This is a genomic window from Mesobacillus sp. MER 48, from assembly GCF_023714225.1.
In the GTDB taxonomy this organism is placed as follows: Bacteria; Bacillota; Bacilli; order Bacillales; family Cytobacillaceae; genus Mesobacillus; species Mesobacillus oceanisediminis_A.
This window is the reverse complement of the sequence record NZ_JAMAUR010000019.1, coordinates 1-10,367: the sequence shown is the minus strand read 5'-3', so window position 1 is coordinate 10,367 and position 10,367 is coordinate 1. Positions and strand designations below refer to the sequence as shown.

At 45.7% G+C, this 10,367-nt stretch carries 5 protein-coding genes and 14 tRNA genes; all 19 read left to right on the top strand.

Annotated features, from left to right (window positions below):
• Positions 1-49: 49 nt before the first annotated feature.
• The 19 genes from M3593_RS23520 to M3593_RS23430 all read left to right on the top strand — a co-directional run bounded on the left by M3593_RS23520 (position 50) and on the right by M3593_RS23430 (position 10,236).
• Positions 50-126 (top strand) — tRNA-Pro (locus tag M3593_RS23520).
• A 15-nt stretch (positions 127-141) separates the two neighbouring features.
• Positions 142-217, top strand: a tRNA-Ala gene (locus M3593_RS23515).
• 22 nt (positions 218-239) lie between these two features.
• Positions 240-316, top strand: a tRNA-Met gene (locus tag M3593_RS23510).
• 39 nt (positions 317-355) lie between these two features.
• Positions 356-432 (top strand) — tRNA-Ile (locus tag M3593_RS23505).
• 19 nt (positions 433-451) lie between these two features.
• A tRNA-Ser gene (locus M3593_RS23500) sits at positions 452-544 on the top strand.
• A 20-nt stretch (positions 545-564) separates the two neighbouring features.
• Positions 565-638, top strand: a tRNA-Met gene (locus M3593_RS23495).
• A gap of 3 nt (positions 639-641) precedes the next feature.
• Positions 642-717 (top strand) — tRNA-Asp (locus tag M3593_RS23490).
• A 29-nt stretch (positions 718-746) separates the two neighbouring features.
• Positions 747-819 (top strand) — tRNA-Phe (locus tag M3593_RS23485).
• Positions 820-858: 39 nt separating this feature from the next.
• A tRNA-His gene (locus M3593_RS23480) sits at positions 859-931 on the top strand.
• A gap of 14 nt (positions 932-945) precedes the next feature.
• Positions 946-1,019: transfer RNA gene (locus M3593_RS23475), tRNA-Gly, on the top strand.
• A gap of 5 nt (positions 1,020-1,024) precedes the next feature.
• Positions 1,025-1,098 (top strand) — tRNA-Ile (locus tag M3593_RS23470).
• A gap of 13 nt (positions 1,099-1,111) precedes the next feature.
• Positions 1,112-1,186, top strand: a tRNA-Asn gene (locus M3593_RS23465).
• 4 nt (positions 1,187-1,190) lie between these two features.
• Positions 1,191-1,281, top strand: a tRNA-Ser gene (locus M3593_RS23460).
• 3 nt (positions 1,282-1,284) lie between these two features.
• Positions 1,285-1,356, top strand: a tRNA-Glu gene (locus M3593_RS23455).
• A gap of 963 nt (positions 1,357-2,319) precedes the next feature.
• Entirely contained in the window at positions 2,320-4,278 is a 1,959-nt protein-coding gene (gene glgB, locus M3593_RS23450; RefSeq protein WP_251545040.1) for a 1,4-alpha-glucan branching protein GlgB, read from the top strand.
• Complete coding sequence (locus M3593_RS23445) at positions 4,196-5,344, top strand: glucose-1-phosphate adenylyltransferase (protein WP_285848181.1); 1,149 nt, start codon at positions 4,196-4,198, stop codon at positions 5,342-5,344. Before glgB ends, M3593_RS23445 begins: the two co-directional genes overlap by 83 nt.
• A 23-nt stretch (positions 5,345-5,367) precedes the next feature.
• A complete protein-coding gene (locus tag M3593_RS23440) occupies positions 5,368-6,396 on the top strand; it encodes a GlgC family sugar phosphate nucleotidyltransferase (protein ID WP_144476977.1) in 1,029 nt (342 codons plus the stop codon).
• The gene (gene glgA, locus M3593_RS23435; RefSeq protein ID WP_251545041.1) at positions 6,393-7,844 is read left to right on the top strand and encodes a glycogen synthase GlgA; all 1,452 of its coding nucleotides are present in this window, start codon (positions 6,393-6,395) and stop codon (positions 7,842-7,844) included. The genes M3593_RS23440 and glgA overlap by 4 nt, the downstream gene beginning before the upstream one ends.
• Complete coding sequence (locus tag M3593_RS23430; protein ID WP_251545042.1) at positions 7,834-10,236, top strand: glycogen/starch/alpha-glucan phosphorylase; 2,403 nt, start codon at positions 7,834-7,836, stop codon at positions 10,234-10,236. Before glgA ends, M3593_RS23430 begins: the two co-directional genes overlap by 11 nt.
• The last annotated feature ends 131 nt before the right edge of the window (positions 10,237-10,367 follow it).

The window sequence follows — 10,367 nt, the reverse complement described above, 5'->3', positions numbered from 1 at the left end:
GGTTATGGGTTCGACTCCTTTCGGGCGCGCCATTATATTTTCTCTTTATCGGGGAGTAGCTCAGCTTGGTAGAGCACTTGGTTTGGGACCAAGGGGTCGCAGGTTCGAATCCTGTCTTCCCGACCATGCTTTATATTATATGGGGCCTTAGCTCAGCTGGGAGAGCGCCTGCCTTGCACGCAGGAGGTCAGCGGTTCGATCCCGCTAGGCTCCACCATTATATCTTAATAAAATAATTTGGCGGTGTAGCTCAGCTGGCTAGAGCGTACGGTTCATACCCGTAAGGTCGGGGGTTCGATCCCCTCCGCCGCTACCAAATTTAATCTGGTTGAACCTATTCAATCTAGGATATCCTGGACCTTTAGCTCAGCTGGTTAGAGCAGACGGCTCATAACCGTCCGGTCGTAGGTTCGAGTCCTACAAGGTCCACCATTTTACTTGTTTTGAATACGGAGGTATACCCAAGTCTGGCTGAAGGGATCGGTCTTGAAAACCGACAGGCGGGTAACACCGCGCGGGGGTTCGAATCCCTCTACCTCCTCCATAGTTTTTTATTAATATTGTCGCGGGGTGGAGCAGTCCGGTAGCTCGTCGGGCTCATAACCCGAAGGTCGCAGGTTCAAATCCTGCCCCCGCAATCTGGTCCCGTGGTGTAGCGGTTAACATGCCTGCCTGTCACGCAGGAGATCGCCGGTTCGATCCCGGTCGGGACCGCCATTTTTATTTTTTAGATACACTATTATAGTGGCTCAGTAGCTCAGTCGGTAGAGCAAAGGACTGAAAATCCTTGTGTCGGCGGTTCGATTCCGTCCTGAGCCACCTTATTTAATTTAATTAATTATATATGATTGAGATATGGCGATTGTGGCGAAGTGGTTAACGCATCGGATTGTGGTTCCGACATTCGTGGGTTCGATTCCCATCAGTCGCCCCTTTTCTTAATATGCGGGTGTAGTTTACTGGTAAAACCTCAGCCTTCCAAGCTGATGTAGTGGGTTCGATTCCCATCACCCGCTCCATATATGGGCCTATAGCTCAGCTGGTTAGAGCGCACGCCTGATAAGCGTGAGGTCGGTGGTTCGAGTCCACTTAGGCCCATTTTTTATATTATTCCGCAGTAGCTCAGTGGTAGAGCACTCGGCTGTTAACCGAGCGGTCGTAGGTTCGAATCCTACCTGCGGAGCCATTATGGGGAAGTACTCAAGAGGCTGAAGAGGCGCCCCTGCTAAGGGTGTAGGTCGGGTAACCGGCGCGAGGGTTCAAATCCCTCCTTCTCCGCCATAAGGCCCCTTGGTCAAGCGGTTAAGACACCGCCCTTTCACGGCGGTAACACGGGTTCGAATCCCGTAGGGGTCATAAGGAAAGCTGTTAGCAATTGTGCTAACAGCTTTTTTTGTTCTTAAAATTTTTTCCTCCAGAGGAACCAGGTGTTCTCTTCCAACTTGTCTGCTTTTTTCCAAGATGTTGTTTAAACAATACAGCAGGCTGCACGCACTATCAAAACAGAGTACATAGAAGCGACGATTATGGATTTATGCCAGGGTAAAGGATTGAAAAGGAAAAACTGATCACTTTAGGGGAGATATGTGCTCGGTTGCTTGGTGAAAGAGAAAAACGGGTCACAAAAGGAAGAGGTATGTTCCCGGTTTCTGGGTGAAAGAGAAAAACGGAGCACATAAAGAAGAGATATGTTCCCGGTTATAGGGTGAAGGAGAAAAACGGAGCAGATAAAGAAGAGATATGTTCCCGGTTATAGGCAGTAATAAAAAACGAGGCACATATCGAGAGATATATTCCCGGTTTTAGGAAGAAAGAGAAAAACGGTCACATAAACTAGTGACGAGTGATGTGTTCCTCCAATATCCGAGCCAATGAGAATTCAACCGCATAAACTTCGTAAAAAACAGATCATACAATCAACCTCAATGGCTTTACACGACCACTTAATAGTATTGCTGTATTCAGTAGGAAGTCTACGTAACCCCCCTCAGTCCTAATCACTATTCCATCATTTCCATATGAAAACGCTATCAACTGAAAAATATTTTTAATCACCAACTCTTTGCCAAACCTAATAAATTCAACCAACCCTCTCAAAAAATCATTATTCACTTTCAACTTTCGTTCTCCAAATTTCGCGTAATTGGAAGATTTAGTACATTAAAGCGCTACCATTTTCGGGCTTTTGTCGAATTACCGGCTTTACTAAGTATTATTGTCGAAAAATTAAGAAAATGTTTACAAGGAATTTTTTATGGTAACTAGAATACTACTCAAATAGGAAGTTTTATTCGTTTTTACAAAGGCAGGTGGAGGGCATTGGTAATTAATCCAACAGAGTTTGAATTGCATCTGTTCCATGAAGGGAATTTGTATCAGAGTCATAATTTATTTGGTGCGCATGTCATGAATCGAGGAACCGAAACATATACTCGATTTTGTGTGTGGGCTCCAAATGCGCTTGAAGTAAAGCTTGTTGGTGATTTTAATCATTGGTATGGAGAGAATCATAAGTTTCATAAAGTGAATAAGGAAGGTGTCTGGCAGCTTGCCTTAGAGGGTGATCTGACTGGAGCTATTTATAAATATGAGATTTTTACAGCTGGCGGGGGTAAGAAGCTTAAAGCTGATCCGTTTGCTTTCTTCTCGGAAGAGAGGCCAAATACCGCTTCGGTTGTTTATTCCCTTGATGGGTACAAATGGGGTGATCAGAAGTGGCTGCAGAAGAGGGAGGGGCGGAGCACGCTCGATGAGCCTGTGTTCATCTATGAACTGCATGTGGGTTCCTGGAAAAAGCATGATGATGGATCGTTCCTTACATATCGTGAGCTTGCAGATGAGCTGATTCCTTATATTCTTTCACATGGATACACACATATTGAGCTATTGCCTTTAACTGAGCATCCGCTCGACATGTCCTGGGGCTATCAATCCACAGGTTATTTTTCTGTTACAAGCCGTTATGGAACACCACATGAATTTATGTATTTCGTGGATATGTGCCATCAAAACGGCATTGGGGTTATCCTTGACTGGATTCCTGGCCATTTTTGCAAGGATGCCCATGGGCTGTACCAGTTTGATGGCAGTTATGTTTTTGAATACCAGCGTGAGAGTGACCGGGAGAACCTGGTTTGGGGAACAGCCAATTTTGACTTGGGAAAAACAGAGGTCCAGAGCTTCCTGATCTCGAGTGCGATTTTCTGGCTGGAGAAATATCATATTGATGGCTTCAGGGTCGATGCGGTTGCGAACATCATTTATTGGCCTAATTCAGTCAATGCAGCCAATCCGTACGGGGTGGAGTTTTTAAAGAAATTGAATAAAGCAGTGAAAGAGTTTGAACCTGGAGCTTTGATGGTCGCGGAGGATTCGACCGACTGGCCGCAGGTGACGGCTCCCGTGGAGTATGGCGGACTGGGTTTTACATACAAGTGGAACATGGGGTGGATGAACGACACATTGAAGTATATGGAGGAAGAAAGCCATAACAGGAAGCATATACATGATAAGGTTACGTTCTCCCTGCTTTATGCTTTTTCAGAGAATTTTGTGCTGCCTTTTTCACATGATGAGGTGGTGCATGGAAAGAAGTCTCTTCTCGACAAGATGCCGGGCGATTATTGGCAAAAATTTGCGCAGCTGCGGCTATTGCTTGGATTCATGGTCGCGCATCCTGGAAAGAAGCTGACCTTCATGGGAACCGAATTCGGCCAGTTTTCGGAGTGGAAGGACAAAGAACAGCTTGACTGGAATCTGTTCGGGTATGAAATGCATGAAAAAATGAACCATTACACAAAAGAGCTGATCAAACTCTATAAGCGTTCAAAGCCACTGTATGAGATTGACCAGAGCTATGAAGGTTTTGAGTGGATTGACGCGGATAATCGTGACCAGTCGGTTTTCTCTTTTATCCGTAAAGGGCAGAATCCGGAAGATCTGCTTGTCATCGTCTGCAATTTTACCGAGAAAGTTTACCGTGACTATCGGATTGGTGTCCCGAAGCCCGGGGAATATCGGGAAATTTTAAATAGCGATGCCGAGGTTTTCGGGGGTTCAGGCGTGTTGAATAAAAAAGTGCGAAAAGCAAAGGAAATAGCTTTCCATGGAAGGCCATATTCTATAGAGATGAGTATTTCTCCATTCGGAATCTCAGTTTTACGTCCTGTTATTAAAAGAAAGGGGAGAAACAATCATGCAAAAGAAGAAATGCGTGGCAATGCTATTGGCAGGAGGAAAAGGAAGCCGTCTGCACTCACTGACAAAGAATCTCGCTAAACCAGCTGTCCCTTTTGGCGGCAAGTATCGAATCATCGACTTTCCATTAAGTAACTGCACAAACTCGGGCATCCATACAGTCGGTGTATTGACGCAGTATCAGCCGTTATTGCTTAACTCCTATATCGGCATAGGCAGTGCATGGGACCTCGACAGAAAGGATGGAGGTGTGACGGTGCTCCCGCCTTATGCTGAGAGTTCCGAGGTTAAATGGTATTCAGGCACGGCAAGTGCGATTTTTCAGAACCTGAATTATCTTGATCAGTATGATCCTGAATATGTTTTGATTCTTTCGGGTGACCATATTTATAAAATGAATTATGAATTGATGCTCAACTATCATGTTGAAAAAGGGGCTGATGTGACCATTTCGGTCATAGAGGTGCCTTGGGAAGAAACCAATCGTTTCGGGATCATGAATACGGATTCTGAGCTGAGAATTACTGAATTTGAAGAAAAACCGGATGTCGCTAAAAATAATCTGGCTTCGATGGGAATTTATATTTTTAAATGGAGTGTTTTAAGGGAATATCTGATAAGAGATGACCAGAACCCAGAATCCAGCCATGATTTTGGCAAGGATATCATTCCGCTGCTGATCGAAGAAAATATGAAGTTATTTGCCTATCCTTTTAAAGGTTACTGGAAGGATGTTGGTACTGTTCAGAGCCTGTGGGAAGCGAATATGGATTTATTGGATAAAGATTGTGCACTGAACCTATTTGATCAGTCATGGCGGATTTATTCCGTGAACCCGAATCAGCCGCCGCAATATATTTGCCCAGAGGGGGAAGTTTCGGAATCCCTTGTCAATGAGGGCTGCAAGATTGAAGGAGAAGTTTCCAAAACGGTCGTATTCCAGGGTGTGACGGTTAAAAAAGGAGCGGTTGTCAAGGAAACGGTCATTATGCCAGATGCTGTCATCGGCCATAATTGCGTGATTGAGAAGGCGATTGTGTCGCCAGGCGTATATGTCCCTGATGGTACAATCATCAGGCCAGATGGTAGCTGCAATGAAATTACATTAGTATCGGAAGAAACAATCGGTGAATTGCAATCCAATTGAGCCGACTTCGGGAGGAAATAGAAATGAACAAACGATTATTGGGAGTAATAGATGCGACAACCGTTCACGAAGATCTCCAGGAACTGTCCCTGCATCGGTCGGTGGCGGCGATTCCCTTTGGCGGGCGATACAGGCTGATAGATTTTATCCTTTCAAACATGGTTAATTCGGGAATCGAGAGCGTGGCGATTTTTCCGAAATACCAGTACCGGTCGCTGATGGACCATTTAGGTTCAGGAAGGAATTGGGACCTCAACCGAAAAAGGGATGGATTGTTTTTCTTCCCGGCATCTAATCTGAATAAAAATTATACGGGAATCGGAACATTGGATCACTTTGCCGATAACATTGATTATTTTGAACGGAGTACGCAGGATTATGCGCTGATAGCGAATTCCTATACGGTTTTCAATATGGATTTCCAGCCGTTGCTTGACTGGCATATCGAATCCGGTTGTGACATTACAGAAGTTCAGAAGAATGGAAGGTCGCTAGGAATTTATCTTGTGAAAAAAACCCTGCTGATGGATTTGATCATGACAAGGAATGAAACAGGATATTCGAATATGAGGGATGCTGCCAGGGATACCAGCAGTCAATTCCAGCTTTGTTATTACGACTATGAAGGCTATGCAGTGATGGTGGATACCATCGCTAAATATTTCAGTGTGAGCATGGATTTGCTGAAGCCTGAGGTTTGGAAGGAGTTATTCCCTAAAGAACGCCCTATTTTAACAAAGGTGAAAGATGAGCCTCCAACCCGCTATGATGTGGATGCATCGGTCCGGAATTCAATGGTCGCCAATGGCGGGCTGATTGAGGGGACCGTTGAAAACAGCATCATCGGAAGAGGTGTGAAAATTGGGAAGGGTACAGTGATCCGCAATTGTATCATCATGCAAAAGACGCAGATTAAGGAGAATTGTATATTGGACTCTGTAATAGTAGATAAGGATGCAAGAATCGAGGCAGGAACCGTGATTACAGCGCCAGCAGACTCGCCTGCTGTCATCCGTAAAGGAGCAGTACAGGGAGTGGGGAGCAGCTCGTGAAGGTATTATTCGCAGTATCGGAATGTGTTCCTTTCATCAAGTCAGGAGGCCTGGCAGATGTAGCAGGATCACTTCCGAAGGAACTGGAAAAATTAGGAACGGATGTCAGGGTGATTTTACCGAAATACGGATTGATTCCTGAGAAATTCCGCTCTGAAATGAAGAAAGTGAAAGAGTTTACTGTGCAATTGGGTTGGCGCTCGCAATATTGCGGCATTGAAGCTCTTGAACATGATGGTGTCACCTTCTATTTTGTGGACAATGAATATTACTTCAAGCGGGATAGTCTTTATGGGCATTATGATGATGGGGAGCGTTTTTCCTTTTTTAGCAGGGCGGTGCTCGAGTTCATCGCCGAAAGCGAGTTTTATCCTGACGTGATCCATTGCCATGACTGGCATACCGGAATGATTCCTTTCTTGCTGCGGACAGAGTATTATAAGCGTCCGGGTTATGGATTGATCCGGTCGGTATTCACGATTCATAATCTCCAATTCCAGGGGATTTTCCCTCGGGAAGTGCTGGGTGACCTGCTGCAGATTGACAGTTCTTATTTCAATGAGGAACAGCTGGAATTTTACGGGATGGCCAATTTCATGAAAGCCGCATTGATTTCATCAGATCATATCACAACCGTCAGCCCTACTTACAAAGACGAAATCCAGACTGAGTATTTTGGTGAAAAACTAGATGGAATCCTGAGAAAAAGAAATGAGGATCTTTCCGGGATCGTAAACGGGATCGATCATGATGCTTATGACCCTGAAAGCGATCCTGGCCTGGCTGCCAATTTCGGGGTATGGGGACTAGAAAGAAGAGTGATCAACAAACTGCAGGTACAGCGAAGCTTTGGCCTGCCGGTTAATGATGATGTTCCGGTTGTTGCGATGATCACAAGGCTGACGAAACAAAAAGGCCTTGATTTGGTCAGGGAAGTCTTCCATGAAATAATGGCAACTGGATTGCAGCTCGTTGTTCTTGGCACCGGTGACCCTGAGTTTGAGCAATTCTTCAGGGAAATGGCTGCGCAGTATCCTGACCAATGTGGCGTATATATCGGTTTTGATGAAAATCTGGCACACCAGGTGTATGCAGGATCGGATTTATTCCTGATGCCATCAAAGTTCGAGCCTTGCGGATTGAGCCAGATGATTGCAATGCGTTATGGATCGATCCCGGTTGCCAGGGAGACGGGCGGGCTGAATGATACGGTCCAGCCTTATAATGAATTCAACGGGGACGGCAATGGTTTTACTTTTGCCAATTTCAATGCCCATGACATGCTCTTTACGATTGAACGGGCACTGTCATTTTACCGTAAGCGAGAAAAGTGGCTGCAGCTGATGGCAAAGGCGATGGAAACAGACTATAGCTGGGCGCAGTCGGCAAGACAGTACAAAGACTTGTATTCCGATCTCATCTCAAGGAGTGAATCGCATGTTTTCTAGTGTTCCCAAATTCAAAACCGCTTTCTTGAAAAAACTCGAGATGATGTTTGGAACCAGCTTTGAAGAAAGCACGAGCCGGGAGCAGTTCCAGACTCTCGGGCATATGATCAGGGAGCATGTGAGTTCTGATTGGATCAAAACGAATGAATTATATCGTGCTGGCGCGAAAAAACAGGTGTATTACCTGTCGATTGAATTCCTGCTGGGGCGTCTGCTCAGGCACAATCTGATCAATTTGGGTGTTGAAGAGGTTGTGTGCAAGGGACTCAGGGACCTGGGGATCGAGCTTGATCAATTGGAGGAAATTGAGGCGGATGCCGGTCTTGGCAATGGAGGCCTTGGCCGTCTTGCCGCCTGCTTCCTCGATTCCCTTGCATCGCTTGATTTGCCTGGACATGGCTGCGGAATCCGCTATAAGCATGGCTTGTTTGAGCAGAAGATCGTTGATGGCTATCAAGTTGAACTTCCGGAGCAATGGCTAAGGCACGGCCATGTCTGGGAGGTGCGCAAGACTGATGATGCAGTGGAAGTACCTTTTTGGGGAGAGATTGAGAGCAGAATGGAAAATGGCCGGCTTGTTTTCAGGCATCTGAACGCGGAGACCATCATGGCTGTTCCTTATGATCTTCCTGTCATCGGCTACCAGACCCAGACAGTAAATACCCTGCGTCTTTGGAATGCTGAACCATCAAGATTCCCGGCAAATGCCGATATTTTTAAGTATAAGAAGGATACTGAGTCGGTTTCAGAGTTTTTATATCCGGACGATACTCATGATGAAGGTAAAATCCTTCGGCTGAAGCAGCAATATTTCCTTGTCGCGGCGAGCCTGAAGGCGATTGTGAAGTCGTTTAAAAAGAAGAATAAGAGCTTGCTAGAGTTCCATGACTATGTGAGCATCCACATCAATGATACACATCCTGCGATCGCGGTACCTGAATTGATGAGGATCCTGATGGATGAAGAGGGACTTGGCTGGGAGGATGCGTGGCATATTACTGTCCAGACACTTTCCTATACAAACCATACGACCCTGGCAGAGGCGCTTGAACGCTGGCCGATCAGGATATTCCAGCCGCTGCTGCCGCGTATATACATGATCGTCGAAGAGATAAACGAGCGTTTCTGTAAAGTGGTATGGGAGCAATATCCTGACGATTGGGGCAGGGTTGAATCCATGGCAATCATTGCCCATGGCGAGGTCAGGATGGCCCCGCTTGCGATTGTCGGCAGTCACAGCATTAATGGAGTGGCGAAGCTCCATACGGATATCTTGAAAAATCGGGAAATGAACTTATTTTATCAATTCTATCCAGAGCGATTCAATAACAAGACCAATGGCATCACCCACAGGCGCTGGCTTCTGAAGGCAAACCCTGGATTGTCCGGGCTGATTACCGATGCAATTGGGCCAGATTGGGCAGGGGCACCGCATAAACTGGAGGAATTGATGCGCTACAAGGAGGATGCAGCCTTCCTGGAAAAACTGCATGACATCAAGCAAGAGAATAAGGAACGGCTTGCAAGGCGGATTTTGGATAAAACAGGGATTGAAGTCGATACAGAATCGATTTTCGATGTCCAGGTAAAAAGGCTGCACGCCTATAAGCGGCAGCTGTTGAATGTGCTTCACATCATGCATCTGTATAATGCGTTGAAAAAGGACCCTGAAGCGTTGTTATATCCACGGACATTCATTTTTGGCGCCAAGGCTTCACCTGGGTATTATTTTGCCAAAAAGGTTATTAAACTCATTAACAGTGTTGCTGATAAGGTGAATAATGACCCGGAGACGAAAGATAAGCTGAAGGTCGTTTTCCTCGAAAATTATCGGGTGTCGCTGGCCGAAGAAATTTTTCCGGCAGCGGATATCAGTGAGCAGATTTCAACCGCGAGCAAGGAAGCTTCAGGGACAGGAAATATGAAGTTCATGATGAACGGAGCTTTGACACTGGGCACTCTTGATGGTGCCAATGTCGAGATCACGGAAATGGTTGGCAGGGAGAACATCTTCCTGTTCGGATTGAGCGCAGAGGAAGTGCTGGATTACCAGCATAACGGCGGCTATCATTCGCTGGAGTACTACCACCATGATGAACGGATCCGGGAAGTTGTTGACCAGCTGGTAAATGGCTTCTTCCCTGATACAGAAAACCATTTTAATGAAATCTATGATTCCCTGTTGGGGCATAATGACCAGTATTTTGTTCTGAGGGACTTTGCTTCCTTTGCAGAGGTAAACCAGGAAGTCAGCCGGACATATTTAAACCGTGGCGAATGGCTGCGGATGAGCCTGGTCAATATCGCTAAATCCGGATATTTCTCCAGCGACAGGACCATAAGGGAATATGCGGATGAAATCTGGAAAGTCCAGTCTGCTTTGAAAGTATAGGATTAGAGGCTGACTCAAAAGGTTGAATAAATTCGACCTGAGAGTCGCCTCTTTTACTTTATATCCAGTTTATAGGATTGGATTTGATGGATTTATAAGACAAAGAGGGATATTCATTCCCTTAATTACCC